Annotated in this window: 22 protein-coding genes; 10 read left to right on the top strand and 12 right to left on the bottom strand. The window is 49.2% G+C overall.

Annotated features, from left to right (window positions below; all coding sequences use genetic code 11):
• Positions 1–127: 127 nt before the first annotated feature.
• Complete coding sequence (gene aspS / locus ACZ5PW_RS01410; RefSeq protein ID WP_464557378.1) at positions 128–1,951, bottom strand: aspartate--tRNA ligase; 1,824 nt, start codon at positions 1,949–1,951, stop codon at positions 128–130.
• Positions 1,952–1,996: 45 nt separating this feature from the next.
• The gene (gene hisS, locus ACZ5PW_RS01405; protein WP_464557377.1) at positions 1,997–3,235 is read right to left on the bottom strand and encodes a histidine--tRNA ligase; all 1,239 of its coding nucleotides are present in this window, start codon (positions 3,233–3,235) and stop codon (positions 1,997–1,999) included.
• Positions 3,236–3,513: 278 nt separating this feature from the next.
• Between hisS and ACZ5PW_RS01400 the strand changes: the two genes are divergently transcribed.
• The 4 genes from ACZ5PW_RS01400 (at position 3,514) to ACZ5PW_RS01385 (ending at position 6,541) form a co-directional block, all read left to right on the top strand.
• The gene (locus tag ACZ5PW_RS01400; RefSeq protein WP_464557376.1) at positions 3,514–4,008 is read left to right on the top strand and encodes a DUF2628 domain-containing protein; all 495 of its coding nucleotides are present in this window, start codon (positions 3,514–3,516) and stop codon (positions 4,006–4,008) included.
• A gap of 46 nt (positions 4,009–4,054) precedes the next feature.
• The gene (locus ACZ5PW_RS01395) at positions 4,055–4,975 is read left to right on the top strand and encodes a caspase family protein (RefSeq protein ID WP_464557375.1); all 921 of its coding nucleotides are present in this window, start codon (positions 4,055–4,057) and stop codon (positions 4,973–4,975) included.
• A gap of 224 nt (positions 4,976–5,199) precedes the next feature.
• Complete coding sequence (locus ACZ5PW_RS01390) at positions 5,200–5,655, top strand: YccF domain-containing protein (protein ID WP_464557373.1); 456 nt, start codon at positions 5,200–5,202, stop codon at positions 5,653–5,655.
• Positions 5,656–5,773: 118 nt separating this feature from the next.
• Positions 5,774–6,541: a Fic family protein gene (locus tag ACZ5PW_RS01385; RefSeq protein ID WP_464557371.1), complete on the top strand. Its 768-nt coding sequence runs from the start codon at positions 5,774–5,776 to the stop codon at positions 6,539–6,541.
• A 173-nt stretch (positions 6,542–6,714) separates the two neighbouring features.
• On the opposite strand, the gene ACZ5PW_RS01380 is transcribed toward ACZ5PW_RS01385, so the two are convergent.
• Positions 6,715–7,647: a tRNA (adenine-N1)-methyltransferase gene (locus ACZ5PW_RS01380; protein WP_464557369.1), complete on the bottom strand. Its 933-nt coding sequence runs from the start codon at positions 7,645–7,647 to the stop codon at positions 6,715–6,717.
• Between the two features lie 696 nt (positions 7,648–8,343).
• On the opposite strand from ACZ5PW_RS01380, the gene ACZ5PW_RS01375 reads away from it, so the two are divergent.
• The 5 genes from ACZ5PW_RS01375 to hemW all read left to right on the top strand — a co-directional run bounded on the left by ACZ5PW_RS01375 (position 8,344) and on the right by hemW (position 13,739).
• Positions 8,344–9,330 carry a radical SAM protein gene (locus tag ACZ5PW_RS01375; protein ID WP_464557368.1) on the top strand — a complete coding sequence of 329 codons (987 nt, stop codon included), beginning with the start codon at positions 8,344–8,346 and terminating at the stop codon, positions 9,328–9,330.
• A 49-nt stretch (positions 9,331–9,379) separates the two neighbouring features.
• Positions 9,380–10,849, top strand: a complete 1,470-nt coding sequence (locus ACZ5PW_RS01370; RefSeq protein WP_464557367.1) for an Rne/Rng family ribonuclease — start codon at positions 9,380–9,382, stop codon at positions 10,847–10,849.
• Between the two features lie 183 nt (positions 10,850–11,032).
• Entirely contained in the window at positions 11,033–11,587 is a 555-nt protein-coding gene (locus ACZ5PW_RS01365) for an epoxyqueuosine reductase QueH (RefSeq protein ID WP_464557363.1), read from the top strand.
• A 97-nt stretch (positions 11,588–11,684) separates the two neighbouring features.
• Positions 11,685–12,521 (top strand): universal stress protein, encoded by an 837-nt coding sequence (locus ACZ5PW_RS01360; protein WP_464557361.1) that lies wholly within the window; start codon positions 11,685–11,687, stop codon positions 12,519–12,521.
• An 18-nt stretch (positions 12,522–12,539) separates the two neighbouring features.
• Positions 12,540–13,739, top strand: coding sequence for a radical SAM family heme chaperone HemW (hemW, locus tag ACZ5PW_RS01355; protein ID WP_464557359.1), 1,200 nt, complete (start codon positions 12,540–12,542; stop codon positions 13,737–13,739).
• 461 nt (positions 13,740–14,200) lie between these two features.
• Here the strand turns inward: hemW and dsrP are convergent, their stop codons facing one another.
• The 6 genes from dsrP to ACZ5PW_RS01325 form a co-directional block, all read right to left on the bottom strand.
• Positions 14,201–15,373 carry a sulfate reduction electron transfer complex DsrMKJOP subunit DsrP gene (gene dsrP / locus ACZ5PW_RS01350; protein WP_464557357.1) on the bottom strand — a complete coding sequence of 391 codons (1,173 nt, stop codon included), beginning with the start codon at positions 15,371–15,373 and terminating at the stop codon, positions 14,201–14,203.
• 14 nt (positions 15,374–15,387) lie between these two features.
• The gene (gene dsrO / locus ACZ5PW_RS01345; protein ID WP_464557353.1) at positions 15,388–16,170 is read right to left on the bottom strand and encodes a sulfate reduction electron transfer complex DsrMKJOP subunit DsrO; all 783 of its coding nucleotides are present in this window, start codon (positions 16,168–16,170) and stop codon (positions 15,388–15,390) included.
• Complete coding sequence (dsrJ, locus tag ACZ5PW_RS01340; protein ID WP_464557351.1) at positions 16,170–16,547, bottom strand: sulfate reduction electron transfer complex DsrMKJOP subunit DsrJ; 378 nt, start codon at positions 16,545–16,547, stop codon at positions 16,170–16,172. The genes dsrO and dsrJ overlap by 1 nt, the downstream gene beginning before the upstream one ends.
• Positions 16,548–16,550: 3 nt before the next feature.
• Positions 16,551–18,158, bottom strand: coding sequence for a sulfate reduction electron transfer complex DsrMKJOP subunit DsrK (dsrK, locus tag ACZ5PW_RS01335; RefSeq protein WP_464557348.1), 1,608 nt, complete (start codon positions 18,156–18,158; stop codon positions 16,551–16,553).
• A 63-nt stretch (positions 18,159–18,221) separates the two neighbouring features.
• Entirely contained in the window at positions 18,222–19,226 is a 1,005-nt protein-coding gene (dsrM, locus tag ACZ5PW_RS01330; protein WP_464557343.1) for a sulfate reduction electron transfer complex DsrMKJOP subunit DsrM, read from the bottom strand.
• A 46-nt stretch (positions 19,227–19,272) separates the two neighbouring features.
• Entirely contained in the window at positions 19,273–19,803 is a 531-nt protein-coding gene (locus tag ACZ5PW_RS01325; RefSeq protein ID WP_464557341.1) for an RsbRD N-terminal domain-containing protein, read from the bottom strand.
• 385 nt (positions 19,804–20,188) lie between these two features.
• On the opposite strand from ACZ5PW_RS01325, the gene sfsA reads away from it, so the two are divergent.
• Positions 20,189–20,908, top strand: coding sequence for a DNA/RNA nuclease SfsA (gene sfsA / locus ACZ5PW_RS01320; RefSeq protein WP_464557339.1), 720 nt, complete (start codon positions 20,189–20,191; stop codon positions 20,906–20,908).
• A 358-nt stretch (positions 20,909–21,266) separates the two neighbouring features.
• Here the strand turns inward: sfsA and ACZ5PW_RS01315 are convergent, their stop codons facing one another.
• From ACZ5PW_RS01315 to ACZ5PW_RS01305, 3 genes are all read right to left on the bottom strand, one after another.
• Positions 21,267–21,764 (bottom strand): acyl-CoA thioesterase, encoded by a 498-nt coding sequence (locus tag ACZ5PW_RS01315; RefSeq protein WP_464557338.1) that lies wholly within the window; start codon positions 21,762–21,764, stop codon positions 21,267–21,269.
• A gap of 71 nt (positions 21,765–21,835) precedes the next feature.
• A complete protein-coding gene (locus ACZ5PW_RS01310) occupies positions 21,836–22,072 on the bottom strand; it encodes a hypothetical protein (protein WP_464557336.1) in 237 nt (78 codons plus the stop codon).
• Between the two features lie 383 nt (positions 22,073–22,455).
• Positions 22,456–23,619 carry a hypothetical protein gene (locus tag ACZ5PW_RS01305; RefSeq protein WP_464557335.1) on the bottom strand — a complete coding sequence of 388 codons (1,164 nt, stop codon included), beginning with the start codon at positions 23,617–23,619 and terminating at the stop codon, positions 22,456–22,458.
• Between the last annotated feature and the right edge of the window lie 70 nt (positions 23,620–23,689).

Here is a 23,689-nt window from a genome sequence, read left to right as displayed (position 1 = left end):
GTTTATATTTTTTGATTCCCCTCAGCTTTCTTTAGCGAAAGTTGAGGGGAATTTTTATTAATTGCAAAAGTTTAATTGGCTATCGGCGAAGCCCTACTAAAAAGTTTTGGGATTCTTGCACAAGCCCTTAAGCTTCTTTCTTTTCACGCAGGCGGATGCCCAGTTCACGGAGCTGGGTAGAAGAAACACCTGCGGGTGCTTCGGTCATCAGGCAGGTAGCCTTCTGGGTTTTGGGGAAGGCGATAACGTCCCTGATGGATTTTGCCCCGCACAGAATCATAATAAGTCTGTCCAGACCGAATGCAATACCACCGTGCGGCGGTGCACCGAATTTCAGCGCATCCATGAGGAAGCCGAACTTGGCGCGGGCTTCTTCTTCATTGATGCCGAGAGCAGCAAACATTTTTTCCTGCATTTCGGGAGTATGGATACGGATGGAACCTCCACCTACTTCATATCCGTTCATTACGAGGTCGTAAGCACGGGCGAGAGCTTCAGCGGGTTTGTCCGCCAGTTCATCAATCTGTCCTTCCTGCGGGGAAGTGAACGGATGGTGACGGGCAACATAACGCTTTTCGTCCGGGTTGTACTCAAGCAGCGGGAAGTCGGTAACCCACAGGGGAGCGAATTTGGTCTCGTCAATGAGTTCGAAACGTTCTCCGATCTTGATGCGCAGTGCGGCGAGTGCAGCGTTGACAATTTCTGAGGCTCCGGCCTGGAAGAAGAGTATGTCACCGGGCTGGCAGTTGGTGATTTCACGCAGCTTTGCGCACTCTTCTTCAGAGAAGAATTTAACTATGGGAGACTGCCATTCGCCGTCTTCCTTGACCTTGATCCATGCGAGGCCTTTGGAACCGTATATTTCAACGAACTTAGTGTACTCGTCGATTTCCTTGCGGGAAAGCTCTGCTCCGTTGGGAACCCGGAGGATCTTGATCAGCTCGGAGCTGGCAAAAACCTTGAAGCCGGAACCCTTGAAGACATCGGTGACTTCTTTCAGCTTGAGGTCGAAACGGACATCAGGCTTGTCACAACCGTAGTCACGCATGGCGTCAGCATAGCTCATGCGGGGGAACTGAGCGGGGAGTTCGGTTTCGATGGTTTCCTTGAAAACGGTGCGGACCATTTCTTCGGCCATACCCATGACCTGTTCTTCGTTGACGAAGCTCATCTCGATATCAATCTGGGTGAATTCGGGCTGACGGTCTGCACGCAGGTCTTCATCGCGGAAGCATTTCACGATCTGGAAGTAACGGTCCAGACCGGAAACCATGAGCATCTGCTTGAAAAGCTGCGGAGACTGCGGCAGGGCGTAGAAATCTCCATTATTCATGCGGCTGGGAACCAGAAAGTCACGTGCGCCTTCGGGAGTGGACTTGGTCAGAACAGGAGTCTCGACTTCAAGGAAACCGAGGCCGTCAAGATAGCGGCGGACGGACTGTGCGGCCTTGTTGCGCAGGATAAAGTTCTTGGCAAGGCTGGGGCGGCGCAGGTCCAGAAAGCGGTACTTGAGGCGCAGCATTTCCGATGCATCGGAACGGTCTTCAATGGCGAAGGGGGGAGTATCGGAAGTATTGAGAAGTTTCCATTCATCAACGACGATTTCGATATCTCCGGTGGTCAGGTTCGGATTGCGCATACCGTCAGGGCGCTCACGGACTTCACCCTTGATGGCGACAACGTACTCGGAGCGGATGGCGTGCGCGCGTTCGTGTGCATCAGAATTGTGCTCGGGGCTGAAAACAACCTGGGTCAGTCCTTCACGGTCACGAAGGTCGATGAAGATCAGCCCGCCATGGTCACGGCGAAACTGGACCCAGCCCATGATCAGAACTTTTTCCCCCATGTTTGCTGCAGTGATTTCGTTACAGCTGTGGGTACGTTTCCAGTCTCCGAGGGGCTCAATCACCCGGTATTCATCGTAATCGCGTTCTTCAATCTGTTCAGACATCTTTAGTCTCTCCCGATATTATTTGAAAATTTTATTTTGAACTGTCTATTTAAAAAACTGGTCGCGGTTTACAGTCTCCTGTTCTCCGCCTTCGGTCATATCTTTTATGGTGACCGTACCGTTTTCGAATTCATCAGCACCGAAGATAAAACACTTTGCCGCATTTATCTTGTTGGCATGCCTGAGCTGAGCTTTCATGCTCTTGGCGGTGAAGCCCACTTCGCCTTTCAGTCCGCTGCGGCGCAGTTTTTCGCCGAAGATGAGAGCTTCTTTTGCGGCTCTGTCATCCACAAGGGCAATGTAAAAGTCATTCGCAGCCTCAAATTCACCTTCAAGTAGCAGGGCCAGACGTTCCATGCCGCAGGCAAAGCCGATTCCGGGAACCTTTTTAGGGCCGCCGAGGCTCTCAACCAGTCCGTCATAACGTCCGCCGCCCGCAACAGCGGTCTGCGCGCCGATATCGCCGGAGGTTACCTCAAAGGTTGTGCGCTGGTAGTAATCCAGTCCGCGCACAAGGCGGGGGTTCAAAGTGTATTCGAGTCCCGCTTCATTAATAAGTGCGATGACCACGTCAAAATGGTCACGGCATTCTCCGCAAAGATGGTCAGGGATATTGGGTGCGTCTTTGGTCAACGCTTTGCAATTTTTGTTTTTGCAGTCGAGCACTCGCAGGGGATTGGTGTCCATGCGGCGCTGGCAGTCGTCACAAAGTTCTTCCCTGTTGAGTGCGTTCAGGAAATCTTTCAGTGCCTGATTGTACTGGGGGCGGCATTCCGGGCAACCCAGAGAATTCAGCTCAAAAGAGAGCTTGGTCAGGCCGATTTTATTCAGGAAGCCGGAGAGCATGAGCAGCACTTCAGCATCTGCCTGTGGTTCGGGTGCTCCGAAAACCTCGGCATTGATCTGGTGGAACTGGCGCATGCGTCCAGCTTGAGGTCTTTCGTAACGGAACATGGGACCGAAGGTGAAATATTTACTGACCTTGCCCGGCTGGTATATTTTGTTCTCCACGTATGCGCGGACAACACCTGCTGTCGCCTCGGGTCGCATGGTGAGAGAGCGTCCTTTGCGGTCGGGGAAAGTGTACATTTCCTTCTGGACCACATCTGTCTCTTCTCCGATGGAGCGACAGAACAATTCTGTTTTTTCCAGTATGGGTGTCCTGAGTTCACCGAAACCGTAGCTGGTGAAAGTATCCCGCGCGGCCTTCTCCATGAAAGCGTAACGAGCGCTGTCCTCGGGGAAGAGGTCTGCAACGCCTTTGATTTTCTGTATTTTTGCCATTTTATCTTCTCTTTGCGGATTTCCGGGAGAAAGCTAATAAATCAAGTCCGTCCCGGTACGGAGCGTGGAACCAAATTTCGTTAGTCCATAATTATATGAATGTCAAAGAATCCCTTGACAGATGGGATAATGTGCTAACACGCATCTTGCCAATAACCAAGTCCTGGGGCATGAAAGGGATATGGTAAAGTGAATTTGGAGTTGTATGAATTTAAGACGTTTCAGCACCTAATACATACCTGCTCAATCTCAACTATATTTAAATTGCCGGAGGCTGAATGCCTGAATACGGAGATACAAACATGCACATGGTAACCACCGATGATTACGCGGAATTCATCGGCCCCAACGCTGGGAAATATATCTTTAATTTCGCTAAATTTCAGACTCTGCGAGACGGCTTTACCGTGACCTGGCACTGGCCTGCTTTCCTTTTCGGATTCTGGTGGTTTCTTTACCGCAAAATGTATTTCTGGGCATTTATAACATTTCTGATCGGTTTTCTGCCTTTCGGGGGACTGTTGGCCCAGCTTGGTTACGGTATGAGTGCCTATTATTTTTACTACCGGGATTCAACTGCCAAAATCGGAGCGATCAAGTCCACCGCGCCTGTCGGCAGTGCTTCCATCGCTTTGCAGCAGTCCGGCGGCGTTCACGGCTGGGTTAAGATAGTCGGCCTGATCTGCTTCTTTTTACAGCCTATATGGATCTTTTTCATGACCGTTCTTTTCGGTGGAGCTTTCATTGTGTCTTTCCAGCAAGTTATGTTATAAAGAGATTATGTGAAAATATTTTCTCTTTATCTTGCAGGGGGAAGCAATGAAAACAACTACTTCCGGTCGGGGGCTGCTTTATTGTCTGTTTGTCGTTTTTTCGGTTCTGCTGTTTTCCGCAACTGATTGTGCGGCTCAGCAGAAACGACTGGCTCTTTTGATAGGTAATTCCGCTTACAAGAAGCTCGGTGCACTGAAGAATCCTGTCAATGATGTTGCCGCCATGAACAGGGCACTCAAAAAGTCGGGCTTTGATGTCATGGTGGTTAAAAACGCCGACCGTGCAACCATGGGCCGGGCCATTGATGAATTTGGCCGTAAACTCAGGAATTATCAGGTCGGATTGTTTTATTTTTCAGGGCATGGGTTGCAGGTGGATGGCATAAACTATCTCTGTCCGCTTTACATGTCTGTTCAGGGACAGTCCGATGTGCAGTACGAAGCGGTTGATGCCGGAAAAGTGCTGGCCAAGATGGAAGATGCCGGAAACCCCATGAATATCGTTATTCTTGATGCCTGCCGGAACAATCCCTTTAAGCGTAGTTTTCGTTCAATGAGGAACGGTCTGGCCCAGATGGATGCTCCCACCGGATCATTTATCGCCTTTGCCACAGCTCCCGGCAATGTGGCTCTTGACGGACGGGGTAATAACAGCCCTTATGTGACCCATATGGTGAACAATATGGGCAGCAAAGGGTTGTCTATCGAGAAGTTTTTCAAGCAGGTAAGGCGCGGTGTCATCAAGGATACCAACCGCAAACAGGTTCCGTGGGAATCTTCTTCTCTGGTTGGGGACTTTTATTTCGCCGGAGAGGGGGCGTCCGGATCCGCTTCATCTTCACAGGCCTCAAGTGCTCCGCCCGCAAATCAGCAGCAGGTTGCTCCCGCATCGGCCCCCGCTCCGAGACCCAAACCCAAACCACGCAAATCCAAGAGTGAACAGGCTATGGACAGTCTGTTGAACTAGGTTGTTTAGATGATGCGCTTCTCGTTTTATTATTAGATTTCACCTCCGGCGGCCAAAGTGGATAATCCGCTTTGGAATCCTTAAGGGGCGATTGCTGGTTGATGTGAGAAATGAACCCCGGCGCGGTTGTGTCGGGGTTCTTTAGTGAATATGCTAGGAGTGCTCTATTCCTGAGGTCGTAAATTTATTTTGGCGATGAACAGTATAAGTATGAGGAAGTGGCAATGAGATTACTTGGGAATATTCTGTGGTATTTTCCCTTTCTGGGATTTCTTAACGCAATTGCGTTTTTTCTGATCGGCTCACTTATGGTGTTGACTGTGGTTGCTTCGCCACTTGGTCTGGGGTTGATTCAGTACAGCAAATTTTTGTTTGCCCCGTTCAGTTGGTCCATGGTTTCAAAGGAAGATCTGCGAGTGGAAAGCAATATGGCGTGGGAGGCTTATTCAACCATCATAATGATTCTGTGGATTCCTTTCGGGATTATCTTCGCGCTGATCACCATTGCCCAGATAGTCGGGCTGGCAATATCCATTGTGGGTATTCCGGTAGCTATCGTTCTGGCAAAGTCGCTGCGGACGATATTCAATCCTGTAGGTATGGTCTGCGTGCCCGCTGTTGTTGCGCAGGAAGTGCAGAGGCGCAAGGATGAGGATGCTATCAGGAAGCATCTGCGGTAGATCTAGTTGTTTTTGTCAGTGTGATGCCCTGGTGCGGTTGTGCCGGGGCTTTGTTTTGGCCGGTTACCTGATTGACGCTTTTGGGCGAAACAAATACTTTGAGTTTAAGGAGTTTGAAATGACCGCAGACTACAATAAATCCAATTCGCTCCAGTCGCTGCTCAAAGAAATTGATGAACTCAAATCCCTTCTAGACGAATGTCGTTACAGAGTCAGTGTGCAGATAACTGAGGCTTTGAACATCGAATATACTTACGACAGCAACCGAATCGAAGGGAATACGCTCACCTTGCGTGAGACCGATCTTGTCATCAACAAGGGGCTGACCATCGGCGGCAAGTCCATGAAAGAGCATCTCGAAGCGGTTAATCATTATGAAGCCATTCAATATATCCGTGAACTGTCCACTGCGGGAACTGGAATTTCTGAGAAGGTCATCAAGGATATTCATTCTATTATTTTACAGGGCATAGATCGCGAAAATGCGGGGAAATACCGTAGTGTGCCAGTTGCGATTTCCGGCAGCAGGCATATTCCCCCACAGCCGTGGCAGGTTCCGGTTCTTATGGAACAGCTGCTTGTCTGGTTAAGTGAAAACGAGTCTGATCTGCATCCTGTCATTCTTGCGGCAGAGGTGCATGAGCGTATAGCGACTATTCATCCGTTTATTGACGGGAATGGACGGACCGCACGGTTGGTCATGAATCTGTTGTTGATGCAGTGTGGTTATCTGGTGGTCAATATTGCCGGGGATACTGATAGTCGACTGGCTTATTATGATGCTTTGGAGAAGTTTAACCTTAAGGGGGAGAAGGGCGATTTTATAGAGTTGATCGCGGGGTATGTTTTGAAGAGTTTGAATGGGGTTCTGGAGCGGGTGAGTTAAATTAACATTCTGGTGTGATCAAGTATCTTCGCGTCTAGAATATAAGCAATTTCCTAAGGTAAAGAGACTTTTTTTAGTTTAATGATTTATAAGTTTCAGTAAGACCCCAAAAAGCCGGACCCTCACGAAAGAGTCCGGCTTCTTAAATTCAAATAAAATACCTGAAAAGAAAACTATTCAGCCTTCTCCTCATCAGAACCAGCAGATTCTGCAGGGTTAGCTTCTTCAGCTTCATCACCTTTCTTGGCGTGAATCATGTCCTTTCTGTCAACATGATACTTGTCCGCAGAGGGCTTTCCGCGATTCTCACGCTTCTTCTTGGGGGCTTCAACGCTCATTTCACAGCCGGACATGTTGCGCGCGAAAACGAGATACCCGGTGTGACCTACCATGCGGTCTTCGGGGCGCAGACGTTCGGCAATGGGCTTGTAACGGCGAATCAGTATTTCGCAGACTTCCTGTTCTTCGAAAGGCAGGTCTTCCATGGCTTTCAGCAGGTCGCTGACCTGATTGGTGGTCGGTAGCAGGAAGCCGCACATTGCTCCGGGAATGACCGCTTTGGGGATGTGGTGCAGGTAATCCCAAGGGTTGGGTACATCGAGGAACAGGGCGTCGCAGTCGCTTGCGAGGAAGCCGTCTTCGATGTTCAGGTTGAACTGCTCAACGCGGTGTTCAAGGCCTGCCCATTCAAGATTCTTGCGCACGAGCTTGTAAAATTCGGGACGTTTTTCATGGGTGTAGACTTTTCCGGTGTCGCCCACATAGTAGGCAAGGGCGGTGGTCAGCCCGCCGGAACCGGAACCGGATTCCACTACTCTTGTGCCGGGACCGATACCCAGCTTGAGCAGCAGGTAGCTGATTTCTTTGGGATACATGATCTGGGTCTGGCGTTTCAGTCCCTTGATGATATCGTAAATGGTCGGCTTAAGGACCTGATATTTGTGGCCCAGATGAGTTTCAACAACCTTTCCGTATCCGGAAGCGGCAATGTCGTCTGTCTTCATCATGCCGTCATGAGTATGTATTTCTTCCCCGGCTTTAAGCATGCGCAGGTAGCGCTTGCCTTTGGGGTTTACGAGCAAAATTAATTGTCCTGATTCAAGCATCAGACTTTCCTCCTGATAGAATATCACGCCCCGATTACGGACGAATAGGCACAAAGTCAACGTAAAAAGCGTTACAGCCATCAGTATGGCTTATTCCCGGCGGTTAAATTTGCCGTGGCTTTAGTTCTTTTGCAGGGCCACCTGCAGATCAAAGTGCTGCTTATTAAAAAAGACAGATTAATTCTTGTCAGGTCTTTTAAACTTAGCTGTAGTCCATGTGCTCATCAAACGGGTCTTGCCGAACATTGTTTCAGTTCAGTGAAAAGTTGCTGTTGTATAATATACAACTTGAGTTTTTTGCCATTTGAGAATAAGTGCATAACTTCCCGCTCGGAAATGATTGCTTTTCGCCCGGTCATAATTACATATCCCACGCATAATTCACAGAAGGATTTACTGAAAGACGAACAGCAGGTTCCGCTGTTTTAAATTATCAGGGATTCCGGGGTGCTGTTGTTTATTCCCGGAAATACGGGGTGTTGGTGGATAGCAGAGAAAGATGTCCCTTCCGGTTTTCGAAGAAGGAAGGTGGATATGAACAAGTGTTAAGCGGTCCATCCATGATTGGTGAGGCACTTGTTTCCGGTCCCCGCAGTGTGAAAAATGTCGGCGGGTTTGCTTTTTTCTGCCCAAGCGGGCATGGTTGGTAAGTTAATGTTCGTTTAAATATATTTTTTGCTTCTTGATGAGGCGGTTATGGGTTACAAGTATGTCTTCGGGCCGGTTTTTTCCGGCAGGATAGGCCGTTCGCTCGGTCTGGACCTTCTCGGCAGCCGGATCTGTTCAATGGATTGCGTGTACTGCGAGGTGGGCAGGACTGATATTCTGACAAGCGAGCGCAAGGCATACGTTTCCGCAGCAGAGATTCTGCATGAACTTGAGCAATGGAAGACTGAAGGGCATCAACCGCCCGAGGTTATCACTCTGGGAGGGTTAGGAGAGCCCACCCTTAACTCAGAAATGCCCGAAATTATTCGTGGTGTTAAAACACTTTTCCCGTCAATGAACGTGGCAGTGCTTACCAACGCATCCACTATGACGGACCCTGAAGTGAGAAAGGAACTGCAGGAAGCGGATGTGGTGCTTCCTTCAATGGATTCCCTTATCACTTCGGAATTCAGAGCTGTAAACAGACCTTGCAGAGGGACCGATCCGGCTGCAGTGGCTGAGGCTCTGATTGAATTCCGCAAGGAGTTCAAAGGTAAGATATTTCTGGAAGTGCTCCTTTCAAAGGGATACAATGATTCGGAGGAGAACCTCGAAAAAATGAGGCAGTTCTGTTCCGAGCTTGATCCTGACCGCATTGATGTGGTCACGCTTTCACGCCCCGGTACTCTGGAGAAGGCCGGTCCGGTAGATTCCGAGACCCTAGGCCACTGGAAAAAGGTTCTTGATGCCGCGCCCTCTAAAAACAGGGATTGCGGACCTGAGACCGGAGTGAAGGAAAGGAGCGGCAAGGATAATCCTGCCCGTGCGCAGGTTGATATATCCGATGCTTTTGACCGGATTCAGGCTTCTCTCATGCGCAGGCCGCAGACAGCGCAGCAGCTCTCCGGAGCCCTGGCAATTCCGCTCGATGAAGTGGACAGGGTGATCGGTGAACTCGAAAAAGGCGGCAGGCTGCACGTCAGGCAGACAGGTGATGATACTTATTACGATTGCAGGCTTGACGATGATTCATGATTTTAGCACCTGAGTCCGGGGAAATTCAAACTTTTCCTTGGATTAGGATATGACAGCAGGAAAAAAGAAAAAAGAGAAAATGTTCATCAGCGTACTTCCCGGCGAACAGGTGGAAGTTGCGCTTACTCAGGAAGGTCAGGTCATCGAGTATTATGTTGAAATGCTCCATCAGGCCAAGACCAAAGGTAACATTTACAAAGGTTACATTCACAACATTGATGCCGCGCTTCAGGCGGCTTTCATCAACTACGGGGCCGAACGTAACGGTTTCCTGCAGGTTGATGAAGTACACCCCGAATACTATCAGGGCACATACAAACTCAAGAAAGGCCATCGCTTTCCTCTTTTGCAGAAGGTTCTCAAACCCGGACAGGAAATTTTTGTACAGGTTGTAAAAGAGCCCACCGGCAAGAAAGGTGCTTTCCTTTCCTCATATCTCTCAATACCGGGACGCTACTTTGTGCTTACCCCGGGACGTGAGCAGATCGGCATTTCCCGCAAGATTGAGGATGAAAAAGAAAGGCAGAGGCTCAAGGACCTTATTGACGAGGTCAGCCCCGGCCCCGGTGTCGGCGTTATTGTCCGTACCGCCAGCAAAGGGCAGAGCAAGAACGCCCTGCGTCGTGATTTCAAATTTCTCACCCGGTTGTGGAATGATATCCGCACCAAGGGGCAGGATGCCAAGCCGCCGTCTCTGGTTTATGAAGAGATGGGACTTGCTGCCCGTTCCGTGCGCGATTATCTCTCCTCCGATGTTACTGAGATCTGGGTTGACGACAAGGAGACAGCTGAGCAGGTGAAAAAACTTGCGGCTCTGTCCTTTCCCCGCCGCAATAATCTTGTAAAACTTCATTCCGATACTGATAAATCACTGTGGGAGCGTTTTAATCTGGTAAAACAGATTGAACAGATTTACGGCCGTGACGTCAATCTGCCCTCGGGCGGCAGGCTGGTTTTCGACCAGACCGAAGCCCTTACCGCAATTGATATCAACTCCGGTAAGATTGGCGGCGAACGCAATTTCAAGGAAATGGCTCTCAAAACCAACAAGGAAAGTGCCGAGATGATCGCACGGCAGCTCAAGCTGCGTGACCTTGGCGGTCAGGTGGTTATTGACTTCATCGAAATGAAGGACCCCAAACACTGTCGCGAAGTTGAAAAAACCATGCGCGCAGCTCTCAAAGGAGACCGGGCCCGGACAGATGTGGGACGTATTTCCCGTTTCGGGCTTATGGAACTGGTCCGTCAGCGTCTCGGTTCTTCGGCCATTGCCGTCTCTTCGGAGGCATGTCCCTGTTGTGACGGAACAGGAATCCGCCGCAATATGGAGTGGCAGGCTATGCAGGCGCTGAAGGATGTCTACCGGATGCTGCGTAAGCCCGGGTGTACTTCTCCACTGCTTTTCGAGGCGGAAGAGGAACTGGCGCTTTACCTGCTCAACCATAAGCGTGATGCCATCGTCAATTACGAGAAAATGTTTGATACCAAGATCAACATCGAAATTCAGTGGGCAGAATAATTTCTGCCTTTGCCGACCAGCGAGATAACTTTTATTGGCCCTGAAATGGGCCTATCAGTGGGCGTTACCTGTGAGGTAACGCCCACCTCCGCAGCCTTATGGATTTGTGGAAAGTTATTCCTGGGAACTCCCTTCTAATTATTTTAGCATGCTTCGCATTCAGCGCGCTGAGACAGCTTTCAAATGCCCTCAAAGAGAATTTTACTTCACGGTTGTTGTGGGCCTTGTTCGATTACCACGATTGATACTTTGAGAGATCAGGGCTTCGAGGTCTCTGCTTTTTTCTATAATCCGAATATTCATCCGCTGCAGGAATATGTGAGACGAAGGGACGGCTTTCTTGAAGTCTGCGAAAAGATGGGCGTAAAAGTTATCGGCCGTCTTGATGAGTACGACTCCAAGCGCTGGTTCCGCAATGTGGCTTTCCGTGAGGAGAACCGCTGTTTTCATTGCTATGCTGACCGTCTTGAACGGACTCTTTCCCTTGCTAAGCGTGGTGGATTTGATTTTTACACCACCACCCTTCTTTACAGTAAATTTCAGCAGCATAAACGGATTGCCGATTTGGGAAAAGACATGGCCGGAGCGGGCAAATGCCTTTTTTACTACCATGATTTTCGTGAAGGCTGGTCTGAAGGCATTGAGAGATCCAAAGAGTTGGGGATTTACCGCCAGCAATATTGCGGCTGTTTGTTCAGTGAGAATGAAAGATATGTAAAAGAGCTTGAAAAATCTTAGCTTGTTTTAATATTTCTAAGCCGCTATTCTGGGAAAAGACTGTACTAGCATATATTAATTCTGATGTTGTTGCATACTAACTACAGGAAGGGTGGAAATGGAAAAACATTTGATGGTCTGCGTGCGTGATGACGGTGCTGCTTCCTACGCGGTAAGGTTTATAAAGGATTTTTTTAATGCTCCTTGTGATATCCGCATTACCCTGTTCCATGTGGCGCCTCCGAAAGGTTCTTGGCATGTAGGAAATCCACGCAAAAAAGGTGAACAGCTTCTTGAAGAAACCCGTAAGTGGTTTGTGGACCACAGTTTTTGTGGTGAACACAAAATTGAGATCAAGAGCATTCATTCGAGGGGTAACACTGCCCGTGAGATAGTGCAGGAAGGCCATAAAGGCATGTACGATGCAGTTATTCTGGGCAGACAGACGTCCACCATGCTGGAAGAATTTTTTGATTACAGTGTAGGAAGCAGGGTGATCTGGGAAGAAGTCGATTTTCCTCTCTGGTTCTGCAAGTCTCCTCATGAAATGCCCAAAAAGGATATTCTTCTCTGTGTAGATGAGGATGCCCCCTCGCAGCGTATTGCCGACCATGTCGGCTTCATGCTCCATGACAATCCCAATCATGATATTACAATGCTTCATGTCCATGATTCCAAAGAGAAGGGAACAGCAACCTCTGAGGATGTATTCGCACTTTGCAGAGAGCATCTCACCACCAATGGAGTCCCTGAGGAGCGCATAAAGGAATTGGTTATAGACAGCGACAATGTGGCCAAAGCCATACTAAAGCATGCTGCGAGCAAGCATTATGCAGTTGTTGCCGCCGGACGGGGGGTGCATGACCAGACCGCGGCTGAAAAACTGTTCCCCAAATCTTTGAGTGTTAAGCTTCTTCAAGGCCTTGAAGGTTCAGCTCTTTGGATCAGCAGATAATTTTCAGGATATCAGTTAATGAGTTTGACCCCGGCTTTTTTAAATGCGCCCCTGCTGAGGGGAGACGGTAAGGAGGCCAGAAACCTCCTTATCTACATTCACGTACCTTTCTGCATTCGTAAATGCCATTACTGCGCATTCCATTCTCAGCCTTTTGATCAGGTTCAGTTCGCCTGGTATTTGAAGAATCTGCTCAGCGAAATTGAACTCTGGGGCAGGAGATTGAAAAATCCCAGAGTCGGCACTGTTTATTTCGGTGGTGGAACTCCAAGTCTTATTCCACCTTTCCAACTGCAGTTGATCATGGATGCCCTGCGTAAAAACTTCAGTTTCACCAAGGGCATGGAGATAACTCTTGAGGCCAATCCCGATTCCGCCAACGACCTGTCCTATTTTCAGAATCTTCTTTCAACCGGCATTAACCGGCTAAGCCTCGGGTTTCAGTCTCTGGATGACCGTAATCTGGAAACTCTGGGCCGTCCCCACTCTGCAAGGCAGGCTGCGGAAACATTCTATATGGCCCGCAAGGCCGGGTTTGCCAACATCAGTGTTGATCTTATCTGGGGGCTTCCCCGCCAGAAGCCCAAAGACTGGAATAACGAGTTGCAGGCTGTCGTGAAGCTCAAACCGGAGCATCTTTCCTGCTACGGGCTTACTATCGAGCCTGAAACAGTCTTTGGAAAGCGCCATGAATCCGGAGTTGATCTTGAACTGCCGAGTGATGACGAGCAGGCCCGTATGTTCATATACGGAGCTGAGTTTCTTGAAGCTCACGGGTATATTCAATACGAGATTTCCAATTTCGCGCGCATGGGTTTCACCTCCCGCCATAATCAGGGGTACTGGGACCGTATGGATTACCTTGGACTCGGTCCGACAGCTGTATCTACTATCGGTAACCGCCGATTTACAAATCCTAAATATCTCGATGAGTATGATGCTGCCGTTCGCGGTGAATTTGTGGGTGATGACTTTGAGGAATTGACGGACGAGATCAGAGCTCAGGAGCTCATCATGCTCTCTCTGCGTACGTCTAAAGGGCTTAAACTTTCCGACTATCAAGAGTTGTCCGGCAAAGATCTGGCCAAGGAAAAGAAGTCACTTATTCATGCCCTTCATAAAAATGGACTGGTCCGCATGAGTGGCGGGTATCTGCGTCTGACCAAAAACGGTATGCTTGTTTCCAATTCCATTCTCCAGTCATTGGCTTTCGATTAAAGACCTTCATATCTACTACTTCTAATCTCTGACTCAACTATAGTTATTAATATTTAGCTTCTTCCCCTGAACACAGCCCAAAATTTATTTTGGGCTGTGTTGGCACTTGTACATTATGAACAATAAAGTACGTTAAAGGAGCAGACTAGAACTTATAAAATCGATAAGTGACGAGTTAGTTATTCGATAACTGACAATGAATTTTAAGCTTTTTTATTAGATATATAAAAGTGTGCAATTTTAAAATGTATAAGAGCCGATAGCTTTATTCACAAATCAGTTTGGAAGAGGATTTGTGCATCGCTTGCTAGCCCTGCCTGAAGGGTTAAGCCTCAGGAATGAGCGGTATATAAAATGTCTACAGTCTCGCTAGAAGCGTCACCGAGGGACTACCGGAAAAAGGCCCCTGCTTCGTATGAAGCAGGGGCCTTTTTTAAATGATCTTCGAGCTGTCCTGAAGATTAATCTTCGGGGGTCAGTTCGCCGAGTTCGCGCTTAACGTCTGTGGCAATCTTGTAGAGGAAAGTCAGAGTCAGCGCGCCGAGTGCGTAAACCATCATGGAGATCATGAGCTCTTTACCGGTGGGCCAGTAAACAGTGATCTCGTTGAAGGGGTTCGGAGTGAAACCACCGATCAGCAGGCCGAGGCCCTTGTCGATCCAGGTTGCAATAACGAGGATGGCGAGGGACCAGGGCAGCAGCTTCTGGTTGTAACGCAGTTTGGGCGGGATAAGCAGTGCAAGGCTGACAATAGCGCAGCCTGCTGCTGTCCACATCCAGGGAACCAGTTCGTGGTGGCCGTGGCTACCGGCGAAGAGGTATGCGATGGAGTGGATGTGTCCCGGCATATTGGAGTAGAATGCGGTGAAGATTTCAAGCAGGAAGAAGAAAACGTTCACGCACATTGCGTAAGTGATAATAGTGGTGAGTGTTCCGATTGCTTTTTTGCCGGGATCGTAGCTGGTGATCTTGCGGACCACGAACAGTACGAGCAGCAGAATAGCGGGACCTGAACAGAACGCAGATGCCAGGAAGCGGGCAGCCAGAATAGCGGTGAGCCAGTAGTGGCGGCCGGGCAGACCTGCGTAAAGGAACGCTGTTACGGTATGGATGGAGAATGCCCAGATGATGGAGGTGTAAACCAGAGGTTTAACCCATTTGGGGTGGGACACGCGCTGGCGGTCACACTCAAGGCAGGTCCAGCCGATAACAACGTTCAGGATCAGGTATCCGTTCAGAACAATCATATCCCAGAAGAGAATGGAGTTCGGAGTCGGATGGAACACAATGTTGAGCATACGCTGGGGCTGACCGATGTCGACGATGATGAAACCGAGACACATGACAACAGCAGCGATAGCCATGAATTCACCCATGATGACCATGCCTTTGAACTTCTTGTAATGGTGGAAGTAGTAAGGCAGTACGATCATAACACCGGATGCGGCAAGACCGACCAGGTAGGTGAACTGAGCAATATAAAAGCCCCAGGATACATCACGGTTGAGACCGGTGATAGTCATACCTTCCTGAAGCTGAGTCAGATATACGCAGAAACCGGAAGCAATAATGAGCAGCAGGAAACCAATCCAGGCCCAGTACTTCGGTCCGCCTCTTAGAGCTTTTTCGAGCATATCAGGCTTCCCCCCTAGATGATGTAGTAAACGCCGGGCTCGGTGCCTGCGGCGGGTTTCCTACGGATGGTGAAGTTCTCACGCAGAGCCTTTCTGACGTTGGAGTCAGGGTCCTGCAGATCGCCAAAGATCATTGCGCCTTTAGACTGCTCCACACAGGCGGGGATTTCACCCTCGGCCAGACGCTCTACGCAGAAGTTGCATTTTTCAACAACACCGCGCATGCGGGTGGGGAACTTCATGTTGATTTTATCCATGTCGAGGTGAACTCTGGGATCCATGAAGTTGAAGCTTCTTGCGCCGAACGGACATGCTGCCATGCAGTAACGGCAGCCGATGCAGCGGTGGTAGTCCATTGCAACGATGTTGTCAGGGCGTTTGAAGGTTGCCTTAGTCGGGCAGACGCGTACACAGGAAGGGTGCTCGCAGTGGTTGCAGAGCAGGGGGAACCTGTGTGTTTCCTGAGCTTCTGAGGGGAAGTTATTCTCCTGCTCGGGAAAGGTTTCGCCGTAAGTGCCGCTCCACAGCCACTTGATGTCCTGCTCGGAATCGATAGTGGGCACGTTGTGAATGTGGTGGCATGTTTCCGCCAGTTCAGCGATGGCTTCTTCAGTGTTCAGCTTTCGAGTGTCGATTACCATTGCCCAGCGCTTGGCGTGCAGGGAGTTGGAATTGACAGCAGCGTGAGCACCTTTACTCGGACCACCGGAAGCGAGAGCCGCGGTGGTGGGAGCGAGGCAAAGTCCTGCTGCAGAGAGACCTGCAAACTTGAGGAAGTTTCTTCTACTCTGTTTCATTATTTTGCCTCCTTGGGAGGTACGTGGCAATCCCAGCAGTAGGGAGTTACGCTGGCGGCAGTATGACACTTATCGCAGAATTCCTGTTTGCTGGTGTGGCATTTCATACAGGTGTTCTGAAGGCTGATAGTGTACTTGTCGCCTTTTGCACTGATATATGTTCTTTTGCCTTCGCGAAGAGCCATGTCTCTCCACTCGTCAAGAAGCTTCATGTGGTTCTTGCGCATGTTTTCAGTAGGCGCGACACAGATTTTAGCGTTCTTGGGCAGTTCCAGCTTGGGTTCGTCGAAGCTTCCGCCGATGTTGAACCAGAAGGGCATGGATACCAGGCCGAGGAAGATTACCAGTCCGGTAATGATTTTTCCACCGTAATGCATGAGTTACCCCTCCTTCCCGGGCAGAGGATTCATACGAAGGTCAGTTTCCCTTTCTTTTTCGCCGTCAAGAATGAGGGCGTTACCAACCAGCTCGTGAACACCGCAGACGTCAACGTCGGGGGCCCAGTAGTTAGCCAGAGGTATAAGGGTAGCGCGGTCAATCGCACAGATGCAGGAAAGCATGTTTACACCGTGCTCATCCTTGACTGTTTTCAGTGCGTTACCGCGGGGCAGACCGCCGCGCATGCGGATTTCCATGATTTCGTCAGTGTTGAGTCCGGAGCCGCCAGCGCAGCAGAAAGTCTGCTCACGGATGGTCTGCTCGGGCATTTCAAAGAAGTTTTTAACAACATTCTTGATGACGTAACGAGGCTCGTCCATGAGGCCCATGGCGCGCGCAGGGTTACAGGAATCATGGAAGGTCGCACGGATATGGTCGTTCCTGCTGGGATCAAGCTTCAGTTTGTTGTGCTTCATCAGGTCAGCAGTGAATTCGGTAATGTGAACCATCTTGGTCTGGCGTGCGTTTTCGAACACGGTACCGGTGATGGGGCTCTTGGGAACTTCAAGGAAGTTCGCGGGGCCGTTCATGGTATCCATGTACTGGTTAATCACGCGCCACATGTGACCACACTCACCGCCCAGGATCCATTTTGCTCCGAGGCGCTCGGCTTCGGCGTACATCTTGGCGTTGAGTTTCTTCATCATGTCCGCAGAAGTGAACAGACCGAAGTTACCGCCTTCAGATGCGTAGGTGGACAGGGTGTAGTCAAGACCGATGTGGTCGAAGAGCATCAGGTAACCCATAAAGGTGTAGATGCCCGGATCAGCGAAAACGTCACCTGAAGGAGTGATGAAGATTACTTCATGTCCTTTTTCGTTCATGGGGACGTTGAGGCGTTTGCCGGTGATTTCTTCGATGTCGTCAACCATGAAGTCAACGATATCTTTGAAAGCGTGGGGCTGGATACCGAGGTGGTTACCGGTACGGTTACAGTTGGAAACCGGCTCAAGGATCCAGTTGATGTTCACGCCGCAAAGATGCAGCAGTTCACGTGCCATCATGGTTACTTCCGCTGTGTCGATGCCGTAGGGGCAGAACAGGGAACAACGGCGGCATTCTGTGCACTGGTAGAAGTAGATAAACCACTCTTTAAGTACATCTTCGGTCATAACCCTGGACCCGGTGAGGGTGGACAGGATTTTACCGGCCATTGTGAAGTCCTTGCGGTAAATGGAACGCATGAGCTCCGCACGCAGGACGGGCATGTTCTTCGGATCACCGGAGCCGATGAAGAAGTGGCACTTATCAGCGCAAGCACCACAGCGGACACAGATATCCATGAACACTTTGAGTGAACGATACTTGTCGAGTCTTTCCTTGAAGCCCTGGTGGACAATGTCCTGCCAGTTTTCAGGGAGCTTCCAGTCAACGTCAGCGGGGTTCCACTCACGAGGGTTGGGGAAGCCCAGATACTCGAGTTTTTCCGCCTTGGCGGGGTAACACCAGTTGCCCGGAGATGTGTCTACCGGGGTATCCATCCATCCAGTGGACGGCGGCGTATAATTAATGCTTTTAAAAAGCTCATCAGCTTTTGGGAGGTCAGCCATGTCAACTCCTCATCAAAAGGTATGTTAAGGTCTAAGCTGCATCAGAATCCTTTCAAGGGATTCCTATGCCTCTTTTTCCACCGGGAGACCCGCTTCAATCATTGCTTCCCTGAACTCATCTTCATAAGCCTCATAGCTGTGGGGCTTGATGTTGGGATCGTTCCAGGGGTTCTCATGATGCTTGATACGGGTATCGTTAGGCATGTTCCTGGTCGGAGACAGGAAGACACCACCCGCATGCATGAGCTTGCTGAAGGGGAAGTACACCAGCAGCACGCAGACCAGGAAGAGATGGATGTAGAAAACTACACTGATCTTCATGGCAGCTTCCGCAGCGATGGGGCTGAAGGTTACCAGACCCATGGTCAGCGCTTTGATATCCACGATGTCCACATGTGCGAAGTAGCGCATGTAGATACCGGAGAGAGCGATACCGATGATGAGAAGCAGGGGAAAATAGTCAGTTACAAGAGAAATGTAACGGAGTTTGGGATCTTTCAGTCTGCGGGCAAGCAGAAAGCCAACGCCGGCCAGAATGAGCAGGTCGGACATGTACAGTCTGGGTACGCCGAGCTGCATGATACCATCAATCATTTCCACAAAACCGATACATGCGGGTACCGGCTCAAAGAAAAGTCTCATGTGCCTGATCACGATGAGCAGGAATGAGTAGTGGAAGAGCAGGGAAAAAAGCCACAGCCATTTGGATGAGGCGTAAGTTACTCTTCCGTCCTTGAGTGCCACGCTGGTGTTCCTGAAAAGGGAACGGAAGCAGCAGACTTCAAGAATCATACGGATAAAAGTTTGACCCGGAGTCACGGGGTTGTCGAAGCGGTCATGCTTGATGAAGTCCAGAGACTTCTGCTGTCCGCCCGTGGTCGGGATACTGAAAGGAACCGGGCTTTTTGCCCAGCCGATAATCCGGCGAGCAAAGCCCACCAGAAATACGGCAACTGCTACATAAGGTAGCAAAGTGCCGAACAGTCCTGCCATGTGCGCTGTACCAACTCCGAAAAGAGCGATAAGCACCAGGGCAAAAACTAAAACGAGTGAGTACAAAGCGTTCATCTACCTTCACCTCGCTTACACGTTTGGCTTCCGGGGAAGCCGGCCACTACACCTGTCCGGCCCCTTTGGCCGAAGCGTCCTCGATTTTGTTGACCCGCCGAAGGAGCATGTGATGAGATCTCTTGACCTCTTCAATTCTCATTTGCGCAATCAAATCCCTATTCTTGGTATAGATGTCGAACGCGATCAGACCCAGGTTGTCCACCCGGGCTTCGAACGCGAGCAACTCATCAAGTTTGCCTTCTTTTTTCAGTTCACTCATGAACTCGTCTCTCAGGAGCTTCTTGAAGAGAAAGACAAAACTTAAAGCTTTAGATGGTGCAAAGTCCTGAACAGTTCTGATTTTAATCAGTTCTTCCAGAGACCTGGCAATGTCGTCGGCACTTTTCCATTCAAGGATAAGGTCAAACAGCTCGTTGGTGACCTTCCTGATGGTGATCCCGACAGGATTGGTGAACTTATCGTCATTGCTTCTCCACACTTCCTGAGTTTCCTTAGGGTATGTGGAAAGAATGAGTTCAAACCATTTTTCGGTCAGGTCTTCTTTTCTTTCCGACAATTTTTGTACAAGACTCATTTTATCTACCTGTTTTATAAACAATAACAATTACCAGAACCCCTTACCTTATGGATTAATGGGGTCTGGATTCAGGCGCGGCTCCTTGATCCGGGGCCGGAAAAGTGAAAATTGTCACACTGTGACTAACAGGACGATATTCCAGATACCCGCTGGTTCGTCAAGGGGTTTTACCGCCTATCAACCGTCTTCGATGGTATGAAAATCATTGTCAAACAAGGGTTTCATAAGCAGCATAAAGGAGCTGGCAGAGGAAATGGCGTCCTGTGAGGGTAAGGATAATTTCTGTCCTGAGTCCTGATTCTTGAACAAAAAGTATCAATAAACCAGATTATGAGATTTCCCGTCCCAGGTCGCTTTAATCACATAGTCAGGGGAAAGTAAAATGTCAGAGCCGTTAATTTTTTATCCGGAAGGTTGTCGCCGGGCTGTATTTGTCCGTCGTTATAAGCGTTTTACAGTGGAAGCGGAGATGGATGGGGAATTGGTAGGAGTGCACACTAATAATACCGGATCAATGCTGGGGCTCCTGCGTCCGGGGCAGGAAATATATATTTCTCCGGCCCAGAACCCTAAACGAAAACTTAAATGGACACTTGAAGCGGTCATGCCCCAAGGTGAAATGGTGGGGGTAAATACTTCCGTCCCAAATAAAATGCTGCAACTCTCATTTGAAGCAGGCCTGCTTCCAGAGGCTGGGGGGTACAGCTCACTGAAGAGAGAAGCAAAAGTCGGCAAGAGTCGCCTTGACGGCTTGCTGACGGATGAATCAGGCAGGCTTCCCGATCTTTGGGTTGAGTGTAAGAACGTGACGCTGGTTGAAGATGATGTTGCATGTTTCCCTGATGCCCAGACTGAGCGGGGGCGAAAGCATCTGCTGGAATTGATGGATCTGGCCGCGAAGGGTGATCGGGTGGCATTATTTTTCTTCATTCAGCGTAACGATGGGAATTGTTTCGGGCCTGCCGATTTTATTGATCCCGAGTATGCGGAGTTATTCTATAAGGCGGTTGATGTCGGAGTGGAGTGCTGGGCTTATGAAGCGGTTTTGAGTGAGCTCGGAATAGGGATTGGCCGTAAGTTGCCGCTGGTGCATCGTTCATGAAGCACAGGTTTTCTTTTTTTGGATAGAAAGCATCTGTGCCGAGGTGTGCAGGCATATTGCCTATGTAGATTTGTGCTGAAACTCAGGTAAGATTGTTTTGAAAAGTGGAAAGCCCCCGCAGTTGAATCCCAACTGCGGGGGCTTTCCTGCCTTGTGGTGTTGAAAAAGGCGTGGTGTCCGGCCGGGACCGGGTTAATCCCGACCGGACACCATAGGAGCAGGATGCCGAAATTTTGCCGGGAGGGTGGAGCTCCCGGCCAGAAACCAGACTCGGAGTAGCTGCATTCCTTACAATGCAGGATGCGGCTCAGGCTGACTTTGGACGGTCACCGCACCGATTCGAGCTGTGTACAATGGTCTATTTTTCCGCCTGTTCGGCGGAGACTTTTTCGCGTTGCCGTTCGGCCTTGCGCACTGCCCTGCGTTCAATGGCCTCACGGTTACGCCTGTGGTCCACCCCTGTCTCCAATATTAACGGAGGCACGGTTGTGGGGCGTCCATTTTCCCCCATGGCCACAAAAGTCAGATAGGCTGAGTTTGTATGCCTGATCTCGCCTGTTAATAAATTTTCAGCTTCTACACGCACTCCTATTTCCATGGAAGTGCTTCCAACCATATTCACATTGGCGTGCAGGTTGATCAGTTCCCCGACATATGCAGGACGTAAAAAGTTCATGCGGTCTATTGAAGCAGTTACAACCGGTTTCCGTGCATGGCGCATGGCGCAGGTTGCTGCTACAAGGTCCAGTTGCTTGAGCAGCACGCCTCCATGTAGATTCCCGGCAGGGTTCGTATCCTGAGGAAGGACCCTGTAGGTCATCAGTGTACGGCTTTCGCTGACTTTTTTAGCTTTCATTCGTTATTCCTGATTGTCGGTCTAAGATTGTGTAATACTATTAGGTTGTTTTATGTAATACAAAATTAAGTCTAATCAATCTTACCATATTCAGCTCTTGCTTCCCATATCATTTTCGCAATCCTTTTTCCTAAGTCGGTCTGTCTTGCTTTGATAAGAGCTTGGGCTGCATCAGGATTTCCTTCGTTTTTGAGTAAAGAGGCAGACTCCAGATCTCTGAGGTAGTTCTCAAATTCCCGGATCAACTTCGATAAATTAAGGGATTCCAGTTCAATCGGAACCCTGACTGATTTAACTTTTCTAGTCATAGAGTTTGTTCTGCCTGCTTCATTTGAGTCGATAATTACTGTTTGAAAATTATTTGTCAATACTTTTGTATTACACACCAGCTCTTTTTTAACTACTTAAAATAATCAAAAGTTAACGTTAATCAAATAAATAAAAATTCAAATAAATTGTGATTTTGTAATATAAAAGTATTACAAATGTATTTAAAAAGATCGTTTGAAGTGTACGCAACTGAAGAATAAGGTGAGTTGAACTAAAATAGGTGCAAGACCTGATTCAGGTTTTTGCTATTTTCTTGATTCCCAAAAAAAGGTCTAAGTCACAATTGAATGTGTTTAATGCAGGAGAAAGCAGATATTGTTTGATAAGCGGGAAGGTTATTTCAGGGGGGCAGGGGTGTCCGCTATTCAAATTTGAAAGATCTTAGTTCAGGTTTTGTCGCACTGAGAAAGGCGCAGAAAAGTATTGCGGCTGAAGGAGCGCTGTAGAACAGGGGGGAAAACAGACCGGTCATGGCAATTATCGTGATAAGGCCTGCCATCATGGCGGAAGGGTATTTACGGTACAAAACAGTCAGAGCGGCAACAACAGCGCAGACGCCGCCCAGTCCCCAGGCAATGATTACATGCAGCCAGAACGGGGTTACATGAAAAAGATAAACGCCCTGATTAGTCCATACAAGATGCTGTTCATGCCATATGTTCCATAGTGATGCCGGAATGCTGAGCGGCAACGGAGTGGAGAAAGGAAATCCAGTCAGAAGCAGCCCGGGGTTGCGAGCCAGAAGCTCTAAACAGGAAAACCATATCCAGTACTGGGGCAGGTCGTTCCGGTTGAGCATGGTCATATCCTGGGGAATGAGGGATATATATGTAAAGAAAAAAAGGCCTATGACCAGAAGCATTTTTTTAAATATTCCTTTTGGTCCAAAAACAAGCAGCACAGTTACAGCAGTAAGGCTTATATCCCGGGTCAGTGTGCAGAAAATACCACATAGAATTATGAGTCGGGTGATGCGTTGCCTGTTTTCGTTGTGCAGCGTTGAACAAAGTCCGGCAAGCATTGCAGGGCCGGTAAGTGTGTAGTGCCCGAAAATATTGGGTTCGATGGCAAGGCCATGCACAAAAAATCCGAATCCGAACTCGATGCAGATCAGCAACGCCAGCCAGAAAGCCCAGAAAGATATCTGGTCGGGGGTGGGGATACCGAACATGGTGGTCCATAGAACCGCGACCAGAAGATAAATCAGAGGTTTGGCTTCCATGATATAGGGCAGGAAGTCAACCAGAGGCATTGCGAGGGGAGGGAATGAGCTGAAAGAAATCCATGAAATAAGTATCCCGGGAATGCCAGCTTTGATCCATATCGGCACAACGTGATGGTCATCATCTCTGAAGGGTTCGGCCAGCAAACCGATTACCGCAAGCCCGGTCATTAAAATATCCGCAAGATTGGAGGGCGCAATGATTCCGCTCAGACTGTATGCAGCCAGAGTCAAAGGCATTCCGAGCATAAACAGAGCCAGCGGGAATTCAGCGGGAGATATGGATTTGTTGTCTGGACTCATTGCACTGTCTGTTACATGGATATGTAACGGATTAGAAGCCTTGAAGTTAAGAAAAATGAATTGTTCATTT

Source organism: Maridesulfovibrio salinus (assembly GCF_055394525.1).
Note: the sequence above shows the minus strand (reverse complement) of the source record. Positions and strands in the feature narration are given on the sequence as shown.

What these genes read in the sequence shown, in the direction of transcription:
- dsrO (WP_464557353.1), bottom strand. Translation starts at nt 16,170, where the DNA reads ATGAAACAGAGTAGAAGAAACTTCCTCAAGTTTGCAGGTCTCTCTGCA.
- ACZ5PW_RS01395 (WP_464557375.1), top strand. Translation starts at nt 4,055, where the DNA reads ATGAAAACAACTACTTCCGGTCGGGGGCTGCTTTATTGTCTGTTTGTC.
- dsrJ (WP_464557351.1), bottom strand. Translation starts at nt 16,547, where the DNA reads ATGCATTACGGTGGAAAAATCATTACCGGACTGGTAATCTTCCTCGGC.
- ACZ5PW_RS01370 (WP_464557367.1), top strand. Translation starts at nt 9,380, where the DNA reads ATGACAGCAGGAAAAAAGAAAAAAGAGAAAATGTTCATCAGCGTACTT.
- ACZ5PW_RS01385 (WP_464557371.1), top strand. Translation starts at nt 5,774, where the DNA reads ATGACCGCAGACTACAATAAATCCAATTCGCTCCAGTCGCTGCTCAAA.
- ACZ5PW_RS01310 (WP_464557336.1), bottom strand. Translation starts at nt 22,072, where the DNA reads ATGACTAGAAAAGTTAAATCAGTCAGGGTTCCGATTGAACTGGAATCC.
- ACZ5PW_RS01400 (WP_464557376.1), top strand. Translation starts at nt 3,514, where the DNA reads ATGCCTGAATACGGAGATACAAACATGCACATGGTAACCACCGATGAT.
- ACZ5PW_RS01305 (WP_464557335.1), bottom strand. Translation starts at nt 23,619, where the DNA reads ATGAGTCCAGACAACAAATCCATATCTCCCGCTGAATTCCCGCTGGCT.
- aspS (WP_464557378.1), bottom strand. Translation starts at nt 1,951, where the DNA reads ATGTCTGAACAGATTGAAGAACGCGATTACGATGAATACCGGGTGATT.
- ACZ5PW_RS01315 (WP_464557338.1), bottom strand. Translation starts at nt 21,764, where the DNA reads ATGAAAGCTAAAAAAGTCAGCGAAAGCCGTACACTGATGACCTACAGG.
- hemW (WP_464557359.1), top strand. Translation starts at nt 12,540, where the DNA reads ATGAGTTTGACCCCGGCTTTTTTAAATGCGCCCCTGCTGAGGGGAGAC.
- ACZ5PW_RS01360 (WP_464557361.1), top strand. Translation starts at nt 11,685, where the DNA reads ATGGAAAAACATTTGATGGTCTGCGTGCGTGATGACGGTGCTGCTTCC.
- ACZ5PW_RS01390 (WP_464557373.1), top strand. Translation starts at nt 5,200, where the DNA reads ATGAGATTACTTGGGAATATTCTGTGGTATTTTCCCTTTCTGGGATTT.
- dsrP (WP_464557357.1), bottom strand. Translation starts at nt 15,373, where the DNA reads ATGCTCGAAAAAGCTCTAAGAGGCGGACCGAAGTACTGGGCCTGGATT.
- dsrM (WP_464557343.1), bottom strand. Translation starts at nt 19,226, where the DNA reads ATGAACGCTTTGTACTCACTCGTTTTAGTTTTTGCCCTGGTGCTTATC.
- sfsA (WP_464557339.1), top strand. Translation starts at nt 20,189, where the DNA reads ATGTCAGAGCCGTTAATTTTTTATCCGGAAGGTTGTCGCCGGGCTGTA.
- dsrK (WP_464557348.1), bottom strand. Translation starts at nt 18,158, where the DNA reads ATGGCTGACCTCCCAAAAGCTGATGAGCTTTTTAAAAGCATTAATTAT.
- hisS (WP_464557377.1), bottom strand. Translation starts at nt 3,235, where the DNA reads ATGGCAAAAATACAGAAAATCAAAGGCGTTGCAGACCTCTTCCCCGAG.
- ACZ5PW_RS01380 (WP_464557369.1), bottom strand. Translation starts at nt 7,647, where the DNA reads ATGCTTGAATCAGGACAATTAATTTTGCTCGTAAACCCCAAAGGCAAG.
- ACZ5PW_RS01365 (WP_464557363.1), top strand. Translation starts at nt 11,033, where the DNA reads ATGCCCTCAAAGAGAATTTTACTTCACGGTTGTTGTGGGCCTTGTTCG.
- ACZ5PW_RS01325 (WP_464557341.1), bottom strand. Translation starts at nt 19,803, where the DNA reads ATGAGTCTTGTACAAAAATTGTCGGAAAGAAAAGAAGACCTGACCGAA.
- ACZ5PW_RS01375 (WP_464557368.1), top strand. Translation starts at nt 8,344, where the DNA reads ATGGGTTACAAGTATGTCTTCGGGCCGGTTTTTTCCGGCAGGATAGGC.